General features: G+C 77.2%; 12 protein-coding genes. 1 reads left to right on the forward strand and 11 read right to left on the reverse strand.

The window, feature by feature from the left end; all coding sequences use genetic code 11:
- Positions 1 to 198 precede the first annotated feature (198 nt).
- Positions 199 to 534 carry a DUF1330 domain-containing protein gene (locus ACFY00_RS25735; protein WP_388033919.1) on the forward strand — a complete coding sequence of 112 codons (336 nt, stop codon included), beginning with the start codon at positions 199 to 201 and terminating at the stop codon, positions 532 to 534.
- A 53-nt stretch (positions 535 to 587) separates the two neighbouring features.
- On the opposite strand, the gene ACFY00_RS25740 is transcribed toward ACFY00_RS25735, so the two are convergent.
- From ACFY00_RS25740 to ACFY00_RS25790, 11 genes are all read right to left on the reverse strand, one after another.
- Positions 588 to 1,688: an LLM class flavin-dependent oxidoreductase gene (locus ACFY00_RS25740; RefSeq protein ID WP_388033920.1), complete on the reverse strand. Its 1,101-nt coding sequence runs from the start codon at positions 1,686 to 1,688 to the stop codon at positions 588 to 590.
- Positions 1,679 to 2,206 (reverse strand): flavin reductase family protein, encoded by a 528-nt coding sequence (locus tag ACFY00_RS25745; RefSeq protein ID WP_388033921.1) that lies wholly within the window; start codon positions 2,204 to 2,206, stop codon positions 1,679 to 1,681. The genes ACFY00_RS25740 and ACFY00_RS25745 overlap by 10 nt, the downstream gene beginning before the upstream one ends.
- Before the next feature lie 77 nt (positions 2,207 to 2,283).
- Complete coding sequence (locus tag ACFY00_RS25750; RefSeq protein WP_388033922.1) at positions 2,284 to 3,105, reverse strand: alpha/beta hydrolase; 822 nt, start codon at positions 3,103 to 3,105, stop codon at positions 2,284 to 2,286.
- A complete protein-coding gene (locus ACFY00_RS25755; protein ID WP_388033923.1) occupies positions 3,102 to 4,265 on the reverse strand; it encodes an LLM class flavin-dependent oxidoreductase in 1,164 nt (387 codons plus the stop codon). The genes ACFY00_RS25750 and ACFY00_RS25755 overlap by 4 nt, the downstream gene beginning before the upstream one ends.
- Positions 4,266 to 4,320: 55 nt before the next feature.
- A complete protein-coding gene (locus tag ACFY00_RS25760) occupies positions 4,321 to 5,496 on the reverse strand; it encodes an acyl-CoA dehydrogenase family protein (RefSeq protein ID WP_388033924.1) in 1,176 nt (391 codons plus the stop codon).
- Positions 5,493 to 7,916 carry a molybdopterin-dependent oxidoreductase gene (locus ACFY00_RS25765; RefSeq protein ID WP_388033925.1) on the reverse strand — a complete coding sequence of 808 codons (2,424 nt, stop codon included), beginning with the start codon at positions 7,914 to 7,916 and terminating at the stop codon, positions 5,493 to 5,495. The genes ACFY00_RS25760 and ACFY00_RS25765 overlap by 4 nt, the downstream gene beginning before the upstream one ends.
- A gap of 30 nt (positions 7,917 to 7,946) precedes the next feature.
- The gene (locus tag ACFY00_RS25770) at positions 7,947 to 8,903 is read right to left on the reverse strand and encodes an ABC transporter ATP-binding protein (protein ID WP_388033926.1); all 957 of its coding nucleotides are present in this window, start codon (positions 8,901 to 8,903) and stop codon (positions 7,947 to 7,949) included.
- A 184-nt stretch (positions 8,904 to 9,087) separates the two neighbouring features.
- On the reverse strand, positions 9,088 to 10,065 hold the full coding sequence (locus tag ACFY00_RS25775) for an ABC transporter ATP-binding protein (protein WP_388033927.1): 978 nt from the start codon (positions 10,063 to 10,065) through the stop codon (positions 9,088 to 9,090).
- Entirely contained in the window at positions 10,043 to 10,936 is an 894-nt protein-coding gene (locus ACFY00_RS25780; RefSeq protein WP_388033928.1) for an ABC transporter permease, read from the reverse strand. Before ACFY00_RS25780 ends, ACFY00_RS25775 begins: the two co-directional genes overlap by 23 nt.
- Positions 10,933 to 11,961 (reverse strand): ABC transporter permease, encoded by a 1,029-nt coding sequence (locus ACFY00_RS25785; RefSeq protein ID WP_388033929.1) that lies wholly within the window; start codon positions 11,959 to 11,961, stop codon positions 10,933 to 10,935. The genes ACFY00_RS25780 and ACFY00_RS25785 overlap by 4 nt, the downstream gene beginning before the upstream one ends.
- Positions 11,958 to 13,505, reverse strand: a complete 1,548-nt coding sequence (locus tag ACFY00_RS25790) for an ABC transporter substrate-binding protein (protein WP_388033930.1) — start codon at positions 13,503 to 13,505, stop codon at positions 11,958 to 11,960. Before ACFY00_RS25790 ends, ACFY00_RS25785 begins: the two co-directional genes overlap by 4 nt.
- Positions 13,506 to 13,669 lie beyond the last annotated feature (164 nt).

The following is a 13,669-nucleotide window of genomic DNA, read 5'->3' on the forward strand; positions in this document are numbered from 1 at the left end:
GTCGGGGCCCGGGACGGCCGGAAAACTCCCGCCTGAAAACCCCCGGGCGACTTTCACGCCCGGCCACCGGCGGCGCCCACCGGCGGCGCCTACCGGCACCCCCTACCGATACGTGACGGATTCGCCCGGCCGGGCCCGCGCGTAGCGTCGACCGCGTCGACCCCACTCCCGCAGACCCCGCGACCCCAGGGAGCAACCGTGACCGCCTACGCCCTCGCCCAGGTCCACGCCGTGGACTTCGGCCCCGACGTCGTCGAGTACCTGCGACGCATCGACGCCACCCTCGACGCCTTCGGCGGCCGCTTCCTCGTCCACGGCGGCGCCTTCGAGACCCTGGAGGGGAGCTGGGGCGAACTGGGCCTGATCCTGATCGAGTTCCCCGACTACCGGCAGGCCCGCGCCTGGCACGACTCGCCCGCCTACCGGGACATCGTCGAGCTGCGCACCCGGCACATGACGGCCGACGTCATCCTCGCCGAGGGCGTGCCGCCCGGCTACCGCGCCGAGCAGGCGCTCAAGGGCGACGCGGCCTGACGGGCGGCGCGGCCTGGAGGGCGCCACGCCCTGGAGGGCGGCCTCGGGAGGGCTCAGCGGGCGGGCGCGAGCAGCCCTCGGGCGGCGAGCACCGGGAGCAGGCCCTCGCCCACCCGGTACGCCTCCTCCAGGTGCGGCACCCCGGAGAGGACGAACTCCTCGACGCCCAGCCGGTGGTACTCCTCGATCCGGTCGGCGACCTCGGCGTGGCTGCCCACCAGCGCGGTGCCCGCGCCCCCGCGCACCAGGCCGAAGCCGGCCCACAGGTTCGGGTGCACCTCCAGCCGGTCGACCGACCCGCCGTGCAGCTCCCGCATCCGCCGCTGTCCCTCCGACTCGCTCTCGGCCAGGGCGAGTTGGGCCGCCCGGATCCGCTCGGCCCCCATCCCGGCCAGCAGCCGGTCGGCCTCCGCCCACGCCTCGGCGGCGGTGTCCCGGGTGATGGCGTGCAGCCGGACGCCGAACCGCGGACGGCGCCCGTGCGCAGCGGCCAGCGCCCGGATCCGTTCGACCTTCGCCGCGACCTGCGCGGGCGGCTCCCCCCAGGTCAGGTACACGTCCGCGTGCCGGGCGGCGACCCGCTCCGCCGCCGCCGACGAACCGCCGAAGTACACCTCCGGCACCGGGTCGGGCCGCCGGGTCAGCTCCGCGCCCGCCACCCGCAGGTGCTCGCCCGCGTGCTCGACCCGCTTGCCCCGCCACAGCCGCCCGGTCACCGAGAGGAACTCGTCGGCCCGCGCGTACCGGCCGTCCTTGTCCAGGAAGTCCCCGTAGGCCCGCTGCTCCCGGGACTCGCCGCCGGTCACCACGTTCAGCGCCAGCCGCCCGCCCGACAGGTTCTGGAAGGTCGTCGCCATCTGGGCCGCCAGCGTCGGCGAGAGCAGGCCCGGCCGGAACGCCACCAGGAAGCGCAGCCGTTCGGTCAGCCCGGTCAGCATCGCCGTGGTCAGCCAGGCGTCCTCGCACCACGGGCCGGTCGGCGTCAACACCCCGGCGAAACCCAGCTGTTCGGCCGCCCGGGCGACCTGCCCCAGGTAGCCGAGGGACGGCGGCCGGTCCCCGCCGGACGCCCCCGGTACGGAGCCGTGGCCCCCGCCGACCACCTCGCGGCTGTCCCCGGTGGTCGGCAGGAACCAGTGCACGGTCAGCGCCACGGGCCCTCCCCGGCGCCCGGCGCGAACCCGCCGAAGGCGCCGTCGTGGTGCACCAGCGGCTCCCCGCCGGGCGCCTGGGCCGCCAGCACCTCGCCCACCACCAGCAGGTGGTCGCCCACCGGGTGCAGCCCCACCCGGCGGGCCGTCAACCGGGCCGCGACCCCCGCCAGCAGCGGCGTCCCGTGCGGGCCCTCCTGCCACTCCACCCCGGCGAACCGGTCTGTGCCGCTCCGGGCGAACGCCCTTGCCAGCGGCTCCTGTTCGCGGCGCAGCACGTGCACGGTGAACGCCTCCGCCGCGCGCACCGCCGGGGCGGTGGACGCCCCCGCAGCCAGGTAGAAGGAGACCAGCGCGGGCTCCAGGCTCACCGAGGTGAACGAGGTCGCGGTGAACCCGGCCGGCCCCGGCACGGTGATCACCACCACCCCGGACGCGTGACGGCGCAGGGTGCTGCGCAGCAGCTCGGCGGGCGGGGCGGTGGTCGTCGTGGTGGCGGGGCGTTCGTCGAGCGTGGTCATCGGACGGTCCTTCCGAGGGTTTCGAGGGGAGCGGGAGCACCGGCCCGGGCGGGCGGGAACGGGCCCGGGCCGGGCGGTCACCCGTGGAGGTCGAGCGGGACGAGCAGCGGGGGCGGGAGGGACGGCAGCCGGTCGAGGCCGGAGCGCAGCCGCTCCAGCCACAGCACGGTGCGGGCCGCGACACTGCGGTGCACGGCGTCGTTGAACACGTCGTGGCGCCCGTCGGCCACCGCGACCGCTTCGACGGACGGCAGCCGCCCGGCCAGCTCCCGCAGCGCCCCGACCGGCGCGACCTCGTCGGCCAGGCCGTGGAACGCCAGCACCGGTACTTCCGGGCGGGCCGCGGCCGCCGCCCCGGCCAGGGCGGCGGGCACCGGCTCGAACAGCGCACCGGGCCGGAACCCGGGGTCGTCGGCCAGCAGACCCCGGTGGACCGGGCAGGCCGTCCGCGCCGACAGCTCGTCGTCCGTCCGGACCGGCCCGCCGCCGCCCGGCAGCCCGGCCAGCAGCAGCCCGTCCGGGCGGACCTCGGCGACGAGGGCCAGCGCCAGCAGCGCGCCCAGGTCGGACCCCGCCAGCACCACCGGCCCGCCGTCGTCCTGCTCGGCCCGCGCCCGTGCGAACAGGACGACCGGACCGGCGGCGACCGGGGAGGTGGAGCGCGGGTCGGGGAACGGCACGGCGTGCGCGGGGACGAGCAGGCGGTAGCCGTCGAAGGCCAGCCGCCGACCGAACCGGGCGTACAGACCCGGGTGTTCGCCCCGGCCGGGCAGCAGCACCACGGTGCCCCGGACGGTCGTGCCGGGGGCGGGCTCCCAGCGGCCGTCCGCTGCCGCGGCCGGCGCCGCCGGTTCCGTCGCGGGGACGGGCCCGGCGGCGGGGAGCGCGGGCGCGGTCACCGGGCGCCGACGGTGGCCGGGGCGACGGTGGCCGGGGCGGCGTCGGCGGCGGCCCGGGCGGCGGCCGCGTCGCGGTGGGCGACCTCCTGGCGGACCAGCGGCAGCAGCTCGCGGCCGTAGTCGAGGGCGTCGTCCAGCGGGTCGTAGCCGCGGATCAGCAGCGTGGTCGCACCGATGTCCACGTAGTCGAGCAGGGCCTGCGCCACCGTCTCCGGGGAGCCGACCAGGGCGGTGGAGTTGCCCCCGGCGCCGGTGGCCCGCGCGGTGGCCGTCCACAGCGCCCGGTCGTGCCGGTCGCCCTTCGCGGCGGCGGCCAGCAGCCGCTGCGAGCCGACGTTCTGCGGCGTCGCGTCGGCGCCGTTCAGCGCCGCCCCCCGCCGCCAGCCGAGCGTGCTGCCGCGCTGCTCGATGGTGTTCAGGATGCGGTGGGCCCGCTCCCACGCCTCCTCGTCGGTGCGGGCCAGGATCGGTCGGAAGGAGACGCTGATGCCCGGCACGTCGGTGCGCCCGGCGGCCGCGGCGGCGGCCCGGACCCGGGCGATCTGCTCGGCGGTCTCGGCCAGCGGCTCGCCCCACAGCGCGAAGGTGTCGGCGTGCTTGCCGCCGACCCGGTACGCGGCCTCGGAGGAGCCGCCGAAGTACAGCGGGATCCGCGGCTCCTGCACCGGCCGGACGTCGGAGCGGAAGTCGGCCAGGCGGTAGTACGGGCCCTCGTGGTCGAACGGGGCCTCCTCCGTCCAGGCCTTCTTCACCACCGTCAGGTAGTCGTCGGTGCGGGCGTAGCGCTCGTCCTTGCTCAGGTAGTCGCCGTCGCGGCGCTGCTCGGCGTCGTGGCCGCCGGTGATGACGTGCACCGCGACCCGGCCGCCGGAGAACTGGTCGAGGGTGGCGAAGGTGCGGGCCGCGACGGTCGGGGCGAGGAAGCCGGGGCGGTGCGCGACCAGCAGGCCCAGGCGCTCGGTGTGCGCGGCGGCGAACGCCGCGACCTGGTTCGGGTCCGGGCTGCCCGAGGACTGGGCGATCAGGATCCGGTCGAAACCGGCCCGTTCGTGGGCCTGGGCGAACCGGCGGGTGTAGTCGACGTCGACCACCGGGCCGGTGGCCGGGCGGGTCTCGGAGACGTCGTGGGTGGAGATCATGCCGACGAACTCGACGGGCATGGCGGGGTCCTTTCGGGGAGGGGCGGAGAGGATCGGAGAGGGGAGGACGGGATGGTCAGAGCGGGCGGACCCGGCCGAGCGCGGCGCGTCCGGCGGCGAGCAGGACCGAGTCGTCCTGCGGGGTGTGGACGCGGGCGCACAGCACGTCGCGCAGGTGGCGCTCCAGCGGGTGGTGGCGGGTGAGGCCGTGGTTGCCGACCAGGGCCACCGCCTGCTGGACGGCGTCGATCGCGGCCCGGGTGCCGAGCACCTTCGCGCCGCCCGCCTGCTCGGCGGCCCCGGGCTCGCCCGCGTCCACGGCCGCCGCGAGGGCGTCGACCAGCCGGTCGGCCCCGGCCAGTGCGACCTCGAGCTCGCCGACCGCGCTCTGGAAGCGGGGCAGCGAGGCCAGCGGCGCGCCGAGCGCGCTCGGGGTGCGCTCGTGCAGGAAGCCGAGCAGCCAGTCCCGGGCGGCGCCCGCGACGCCCAGGTAGAGGGCGGTCAGGCCGAGGGCGTTCCAGGCGCCGCCGACCGGGTCGCGCCCGCCGTCGGCGCCGGGCGGGACGAGGGCGGCGACCCGGTCGCCGGGCACCGGGACGGCGTCGAGGCGGACGTCGTCGCTGCGCGAGGCGCGCAGGCCCAGGTGGTCCCAGACCGGTTCGACGGTGAGGCCGGGGCTGCCGGAGCGGACCAGGAAGGAGCCGACCCGGGGCTGCTCCTCGTCGGTGGCCGCCCAGACCAGCAGCCAGTCCAGCAGGTACGCGCCGGTCGAGTAGATCTTGCGGCCGGTCAGTTCCCAGCCCCCGCCGCGGCGGCGCGCCGTGGTCGCGGGCAGGCCGCCGCGCACCGGGCTGCCGAGCTCGGGCTCCACCCGCAGCGCGTTCACCAGCACCGGGCGGCGGGCCGACTCGGCGAGCAGCTCGGCGAGCGGGCCGGTCGGCCAGTGCGGGGCGCGGGCCTCGGCGGCGTGGGTGAACAGCGTCATCGCGGTGACCAGCGCCACCGCCGGGTCGCCCGCGCCGAGCGCCCGCAGGATCCGCACGGTGTCGGCCAGCCCGGCTCCGGGGCCGCCGTGCCGGGCGGCCACCGTCGCGGTCAACAGGCCCGCACCGTGCAGGAGTTCGAAGTCGGCGAGCGGGAGTTCGGCGTCCCGGTCGTGCGCGGGGGCGCAGGCGGCCAGGGCGCCGGTCACCGCGGGCAGCCCGTCCAGGGCGGGGGCCGGGAAGCGGGGCGGGGCGGCGGTGGTGGTCATCGGGCGGCCTCCGGGGACGGGTCGGTGCGGGGGACGGGCGGCGGGCCGGGCGGCGGTCCGGGCGGCGGGCCGGGGTCGGTGCGGCCGTCGTGCGCGGGGCGCGGGTGCGGGCCGGGGCCGGGGTCGGGGAGCAGGACGGGCGGGTGGCGGACGGTCACCGGCGGCGGGTCGCCGCCCGTCCAGCGCTCCAGCTGCACCTGGGCGTGCTGGCCGGTGCAGCCCTGGGACAGCCGGGAGCTGGGCAGGTCGGCGGTCAGCACGTTGGGGTTGCCGTGCGCGCACAGCGGCGGCTCGGTGCCGGGGACGGGATCGAACCAGGCGCCGGTGGGCAGCCGGAGCACGCCCGGCCGCAGCCGGTCGCTGATCCGGGCCCCGGCCAGGCAGGCGCCGCGGTCGTTGAAGATCCGCACCAGGTCGCCGTCGGCGACCGAACGCGCCGCCGCGTCCGCGGGGTGCAGTTCGACGGCCTCCCGTCCGGCGACCTTGTCGGCCAGACTGGCCGCCCCGACGTCGAGTTGACTGTGCAGCCGGGTCGCGGGCTGGTTGGCGACCAGCAGCAGCGGGTGCCGCCGGGCGTCGGCGGGGTCGGGGCGCGGGTCCAGCCAGGCGGGGTGGCCGGGGCAGTCGGGCAGGCCGAGCGCGGCGACCGCGGGGGAGTACAGCTCGATCCGGCCGCTCGGGGTGGCCAGCGGGTGCTGCTGCGGATCGGCCCGGAACGCGGCGAACAGGGTGCGCTCCGCGGGCTGTTCCGGCAGCTGCCACTCGCCGGCGGCCCAGAACCGGTCGAACGGCGGCGGGTCGCCCGCGCCGTCCGCGCGCAGCTGCTCCGCCCACTGCCCGTACAGGTGCTCCAGCCACTGGCGGGGGGTCCGCCCCTCGGTGAACTCCCTTGCGAAGCCCAGGCGTTCGGCGAGCGCGGCGAGGACGGCGTGGTCGTCACGGGCCTCGCCGACCGGGTCGACGGCGCGGTGCATGGCGACCAGGTGGGTGTCGCGCCGGCCGCCGCCGAAGTCCTCGCGCTCCAGCGGGGTGGTGACGGGCAGCACGATGTCGGCGTGCCGGGCGGTGGCCGTCCAGTGCGGCTCGTGGACGATCACGGTCTCCGGGCGGGCGAAGGCGCGGCGCAGCCGTCCCAGGTCCTGGTGGTGGTGGAACGGGTTGCCGCCCGCCCAGTGCACCAGCCGGACGTCCGGGTAGCGACGGGTGGTGCCGTCGTAGGGGTACTCCTCGCCGGGGTGCAGCAGCAGGTCGGCGATCCGTGCGCAGGGGATGAACTCCTCGACGGGGTTGGCCGGTTGGGGCAGGGACGGCAGGCGCAGCGCGGGCCCGGGGTCGCCGACGTCGCCCATCGACCCGTAGCCGTGGCCGAACCCGCCGCCGGGCAGCCCGATCTGGCCGAGCGCGCAGGCCAGCGCGAGCGCCGCCCAGACCGGCTGCTCGCCGTACCGGGCCCGCTGCAGCGACCAGGTGACGGTGACCAGCGTCCGGGTGGCGGCCATCCGCCGGGCCAGCGCGCGGATCCGCTCCGCGGCCAGGCCGCAGATCGGCGCGGCCCAGTCGGCGTCCTTGGGCGTGCCGTCGGCCCGGCCGTCCAGGTAGCGTTCCAGCACCGGCCAGCCGCTGGTGCAGCGGGCGAGGAAGTCCCGGTCGTGCAGGCCCTCGGCGACCAGGGTGTGGGTGAGGGCCAGCATCAGCGCGGCGTCGGTGCCCGGGACGACCGGCAGCCAGTCGGTGACCGGCCCCTCCGGCAGGTCGTCGCGCAGCGGCGAGACCAGCGCCACCTCCGTTCCGGCGGCGGCCAGTCGGGCCAGGAACCCGGGCGTGCCGTGCCGGGTCACCCCGCCGGGCGTGACGTACACGTTCTTCGCCGGGACGCCGCCGAACGCGACGACCAGCCGGGTGTGCCGCACGATCGTCGGCCACGAGGACGCGGCCCGCAGCACCGCCTCGGCGTCCCCCACCACCCGGGGCAGCAGCACCAGCGAGGTGCCCAGGCTGTACGAGTTCCGGGACGCCGTGTACCCGCCGAACAGGGCCAGGAAGCGGTGCAGTTGACTCTGCGCGTGGTGGAACCGGCCCGCCGACGCCCAGCCGTACGAGCCGCCGAACACCGCCTGTGGTCCGAACTCCCGCTTCACCCTGGCCAGTTCACCGGCGACCAGGTCCAGCGCCCGCTCCCAGGACACCTCCACGAACGGCTCCCGCCCGCGCCCGGCGCCCGTCCCCGGCCCGCCCCGCAGCCACCCCTCCCGGACGGCCGGCCGACGCACCCGGGTGCGGTGGCGCAGCGACCCCGCGACGCCCGCCAGCAGCGGCGAGGGCGCCGGATCCGCCGGGTGCGGCTCGACCAGCACCCCGCCGTCGGGGCGCGGGCGGACCCGGAAGGCACCCCAGTGCGAGGTGGTGGGACGACCGGACATGGTGTTCGCGCTCCAGGAGTCGACGGATGGTCAGGAAGCTTCGGCGGTGCGCCACCCGGTGGCCCGGTGGCAGGCCACCGTCCGGCCCGGCAGCGGCTCGGTCTCCGCCGGGCGGTCCGCGCAGCCCGCGTCGGCGAACGGGCAGCGGTGCGCGAACGCGCACGCCGAGACCTCCGGCCGGGCGGCCGCCGGAGCGCGCAGCGCGGCCAGTTCGGCCCGCCGCGCCGCGCCCCCGCCCGGTGCGGACGCCGCCAGCAGCGCCGTGTACGGGTGCAGCGGTCGGCCCAGCACGTCCGCCGCCGGGCCGCTCTCCACGATCCGCCCCCGGTACAGCACCGCCAGCCGGTCGGCGACCCCCGCCAGCGACTCCAGGTCGTGCGAGATCAGCACCACCGCGAGGTCCAGCTCGCGCCGCAACCCGTCGAGCAGGCGCAGCACGTGGTTGCGGTTCGAGGCGTCCAGGGCCGACACCGGTTCGTCGGCCAGCAGCAGCCGCGGGCGGGTGACGACGGCCCGGGCCAGCGCGACGCGCTGGCGCTGGCCGCCGGAGAGCAGGGCCGGGCGGCGCCCGGCCAGCGCGTGGTCCAGGCCGACCAGGTCCAGCGCCTCCAGCACCCGCTGCCGCCGCTCACCGGCCGGGACGCCGGCCACCGCGAGGGGCTGGCCCACCAGCCGCAGCACCGTCAGGTCCGGGTCCAGCGAACGCAGCGGGTCCTGGAACATGTACTGCACCGCCCCGGCCCGCCGCACCTCCCGCAGCGCCCGCCCGCGCAGCCGGGCCCGGTCCCGCCCGTCCACGGTGATGCGCCCCCCGACGACCGGCGCCAGCCCCACCACCGCCCGCGCCAGCGTGGTCTTCCCGGAGCCGGTCTCCCCGATCACCCCGAGGATCTCCCCGGCCCGCACCTGGAGGTCGATCCCGTCCAGCACCGGGACGCCGCGGTCGAACTCCACCTCCAGCGAACGGACTTCGAGCAGAGCGGTCATGACAGGCACCTCCGGTAGGACGAGGGGGACGATCCAGGGGCCCGGGGAACGGCGGGCACGGGGCTGCTGACGGTTCACTGCTCGTGCGTGCGGTGGCTCCGGGTTCCGTTCACGGGCCCGAAGCAGCACGGGCCTCCGACGGGCTCCGGCCGCCAGCAGCTCGGACCCGCCGTTCCCCGGGCCCCTAACTGCTGCGCAGGCAGCGCACCTTGCGGCCGTCCGCCCCCGTGGCCAGGGGGACCGGGGCGAGCGTGCACTCCGGCGTCGCGTACGCGCAGCGCGGGGCGAAGCGGCAGCCCGGGGCGGAGGTGCCGGGGGCGGGGGGCCGGCCGGGGATGACCGGGAAGCGGGTGCGGGTGCCGCCGCCGAGCCCGGCGACGGCGAGCAGGGCCTCGGTGTACGGGTGGGCGGGCGCGGCGACCACGTTCGCGGTCGGGCCGTCCTCGACGACCTCGCCCGCGTAGAGGACCAGCAGCCGGTCGGTGGCGTCGGCGACCACCGCGAGGTCGTGGCTGACCAGCAGCAGGCCGAGGCCGCGTTCCTCCCGCAGCCGGGCCAGCAGGTCGAGGACCTCGGCCTGGACGACGGTGTCCAGCGCGGTGGTGGCCTCGTCCGCGACCAGCAGGTCGGGGTCGCCGCTGACGGCGATCGCGATCAGGACGCGCTGCAGCATGCCGCCGGACAGCTCGTGCGGGTAGCGGTCGTGGACGGCCTCCGGGTCGCGCAGCCCGACCGAGTCGAGGAGTTCGACGGCGCGGCGGCGGGCGTCCGCGCGGGAGAGGCCGCCGTGCACCCGCAGCGGTTCGGCGAGTTGGCGGCCGACGGTGAGCGAGGGGTTGAGGTAGGAGCCGGGATCCTGGAACACCGCGCCGAGCCGGGTGCCGCGCAGCCGCTGCCAGCCGCGTCCGTCCAGGCCGAGCAGGTCGGTGCCGCCGAGGGCGAGGGTGTCTGCGGCGGCCTCGACGCCGGGGGCGGGCAGGCCCAGCACGGCCCGGCAGGTGAGCGTCTTGCCGCTGCCGGACTCGCCGACCAGGCCGACGCACTGCCCGGCGCGGACGGTGAAGGACACCTCCCGCACCGCCTCGGCGGCGCCCCGGCCGACGGACACCCGCAGGTTCTCGACCTCCAGGACGGGGCGCTCAGACGTGGACGCGGTGGTCATCGCGGACCTCCTCGGGGTGCGGCGGCGGGACGGGGACGGCGTCCGCCGCGGTGTCGGGCGCGGGCGCGGCCGGTTCGGCGTCCCGCAGGGCGTCGGCGAGCAGGTTGAGCGCCCCGACGGTCAGCATGATCAGCGCGGTGGGAACGGCCGGGGCCCACGGCTGCTGGGCGAGGAAGCCCAGGTCGCTGGCGAGCATCCCGCCCCAGGTCGGGGCGGGCGGCTGGACGCCGATGCCGAGGAAGGTCAGCGAGGCGACCGTCAGCAGGGCGGTGGCCAGCGCGTGCGCCGTGGTGACCGCGACCGTCGGCAGCACCTTGCGCCACACGTGGGTGCGCAGCACGGTGAGCCGTCCGGCGCCCATCAGTTCGGCGGCCTCCACGTACTGGGCCCGGTCCAGGCCGAGCGCCGCGGCCCGGGTGACCCGGAAGAACAGCGGGGCCAGCAGCACGCCGAGGGCCAGCATCGCCTGGTGCAGCCCGTTGCCGAGCACGCCGACCGCGGCGATCGCGAACAGCGTGAACGGCAGCGTCATCAGGGCGTCCACGGCGCGCAGCGCGGCCCAGGCCAGCGGGGCGGAGAAGCGCACCGAGGCCAGGCCGGGCAGCACGCCGAGCAGCAGGGCGGTGCCGACCGCCTCGGCGGCCGCGGCCACCGACGGGCCGGTGCCCGCGAGCAGCCGGCTGAGCACGTCCCGGCCCAGGTAGTCGGTGCCCAGCAGGTGCCCGGCGCCGGGCCCCCGGAGCAGGTGCGCGGTGTCCTGGGCGAGCGGGTCGAGCGGGGCGAGCCGCCCGCCGAGCACGGCGAGCAGCGCGACCGCGGCCAGCACCGCGAGCGAGGCCCGCACCACCGGGCGGCGCAGCGCCGCGCTCACCGCGCACCCGCCGGGGCCGGGCGGCGGGCGGCCGGGTTGAGCGCCAGCAGCCCGGCGTCCACCGCCAGGTTGGCGACCAGCACCACGGCGACGGTCACCAGCAGGGTGCCCTGGATCACCGGGACGTCGTGCTGTTCGGCGGCGCGCAGCGAGAGCTGGGCGATCCCCGGCAGGTTGAAGATCCGCTCGGTGACGACGGCGCCGCCGATCAGCATCGGCACGCTCATCCCGAGCACCGTCACGGCGGGCCCGGCGGCGTTGCGCAGTACGTGCCCGAACAGCACCCGGCGCCGCGACAGCCCGCGCATCGTCGCACCGGTCGCCCAGTTCTCGCGCAGCGCGCCGACCAGCGAGGTGCGCAGTTGCCGGGCGATGCCCGCCGCCGCGTCCAGGCTCAGTGCCAGGGCGGGCAGCAGCGCGAACCGCAGCCACTGGCCCGGGTCCTGCCCCAGCGGCACGTAGCCGCCCGAGGGCAGCAGCCGCAACTGCACGGAGACCAGGGTGATCAGACCGATCGCGACCACGAACGCGGGGAGCGTGCCCAGCAGGGTGCACAGCGCGGTGACCGCGCGGTCCACCCGGCTGCCGGGGCGCAGCGCGGCCGCGACGCCCCCGGCCGCGCCCAGCAGCACGGCCAGCAGCAGCGCCAGCCCGGCGATCGACAGGTCCACCGGGAGGGCGGTCGCGATCGAGTCGCCCACCGGCAGGGTGGTGAACCAGGAGCGGCCCAGGTCGCCCTGCACGGCGTGCCCCAGCCAGCTGCCGAACTGCGCCCACAGCGGCCGGTCGAGGCCGAACTCGTGGTCGAGGCGGGCGATGTCGGCGGGCGTCGCGGTCTCGCCGAGCACCGCCGCCGCCGGGTTGGCGTCGGAGACCGCGCCGAGCCCGAAGGTCAGCACCGAGGAGAGCAGGAACACCGTCGCGGCGGAGGCCAGCACCCGGCCCAGCGAGCGGGGCGCCCGGGCGGCCCGGCGCACCACCCACCCGGCGGTGCGCCCGGTCGGGACGGGCAGCGCCGCGCTCACGCGACCCTCACCCCCTCGAAGCGCTGCACCACGGTGAACGCCGGGATCGGCGACACCGCCTTCCGCCGGGCCAGCAGCCGCGGCACGCTGTACAGGAACACGTTCGGCATCGTCCGCACCGCCAGCGCGGTCGCCGCCCGCAGCGCCTTCGGGTAGTCCGGCGAGTCCAGCGGGGTGCGCGACACCTGCTGCACGGCCGCCAGCAGCTCCGGAGGGGTGGTGCGGCCCGGGTTCATCAGTCCCTGTTCGCCGAACAGCACCTGGAACGCCTGGGCGGCCGAGTCGCGGCCCGCGAACTGGTCGGTGAACAGCGCCTTGGAGTGCTGCACGTAGACGATCTGGGTGGCCTGCGCCTGCGGGATCACCTCGATGGTGGCCCGGATGCCGACCTGCTTCAGCTGCGCCTGCAACTGCTCGGGCAGCCCCTGCGCGGCACTCGTGGTCAGCGTCAGGTCGACGCCGTCCGGGTGCCCGGCCTTCGCCAGCAGCGCCCGGGCCCTGTCCGGGTCGTAGCGGAACAGGTCCGCCGAGCCGGGGTCGTAGCCGACGTAACCCTTCGGGAACGGCTGGTAGTTGGCCTCGCCGTGCCCGAACAGCTGGGTCTTCACCAGGGCCTCGCGGTCGATCGCGTACTTCAGCGCCTCGACCACGTCCGGGTTGTCGAACGGCGCCTTGGTGGTGTTGACGTCCAGCACCGCGACCACCAGCGACGGGATCTCCTGCACCTCCAGGCCCGCGGCCCGGGCGGCCTCGACCTGGCTGCCGGGGATCTGGGCGACGTCGAACTGCCCGGACTGCAGGCCGCTGACCACGGTGGCGGCGTCCGGCAGCGGGTAGACCTCGAAGTTCTCCAGCCCGATCGAACCGGCGTCCCAGTAGTGCGGGTTGCGGCGCAGCACGGCCTTGCTGTTCTGCACGTAGGAGACCAGGCTGAACGGTCCCGCGCCGGCCGGCGCGGAGGCCAGGGCCGCGGCGTTCGACTCGAACGCCTTCGGGTTCACCACCAGGCCGGTCTTGCCCGCCAGCAGGTTGGGCAACTGGTAGTCGGGGGAGGCGAGTTCGAGCACCACGGTGGTGGCGTCCGGGGCCGAGACCCGCTTGACCTGGGTCAGCTGCGGGGCGACCAGCGACTTGGGCTCGGTCCGGCCCCGGTCCAGGCTCTTCTGCACGGCGGTGGCGTCCAGCGGCGTGCCGTCCGCGAAGACCAGCCCGGGGCGCAGGGTGAAGGTCAGCCGGGTGCCGTCGGCGTCGTACGTCCAGCCGGTGGCCAGGGCGGGGACGGCCCTGCCGCTCTCGTCGAGCTTGGTCAGCCCGGCGTAGACCAGGGACAGCACGTGCACGTCCCAGCCGGCCGAGGAGAACACCGGGTCCCACGAAGTGGGCAGCGCCCAGCCCCACTTGAGGGTGCCGGAGCTGCCGGAGCCGGTCTGCGCGACCGTGGCGCCGCCGCAGGCGGCGAGGGCGAGCGCGGCGCCCGCTCCCAGGCCGAGGCCGAGGAAGGAGCGTCTGGCGAGGGTGGCTGAGGGCAGGGCGGAGCTGGTCATGGGCGTGCGTCACCTTTCACGGCGCGGCGGGCACCCGGACGCGCGCCTCGACGCGGGCGGACCGCGGACGGCGGGGAACGGGTGCGACGGCGCGGCGGGGCACCGGAGGGGGGAGGGGGCGGCAGCTGCCGCCGCCCGGTCAGGGGCGAGGCGGCGGTGCCTGG

It is taken from the genome of Kitasatospora sp. NPDC001540 (assembly GCF_042894345.1).
Lineage (GTDB): Bacteria > Actinomycetota > Actinomycetes > Streptomycetales > Streptomycetaceae > Kitasatospora > Kitasatospora phosalacinea_C.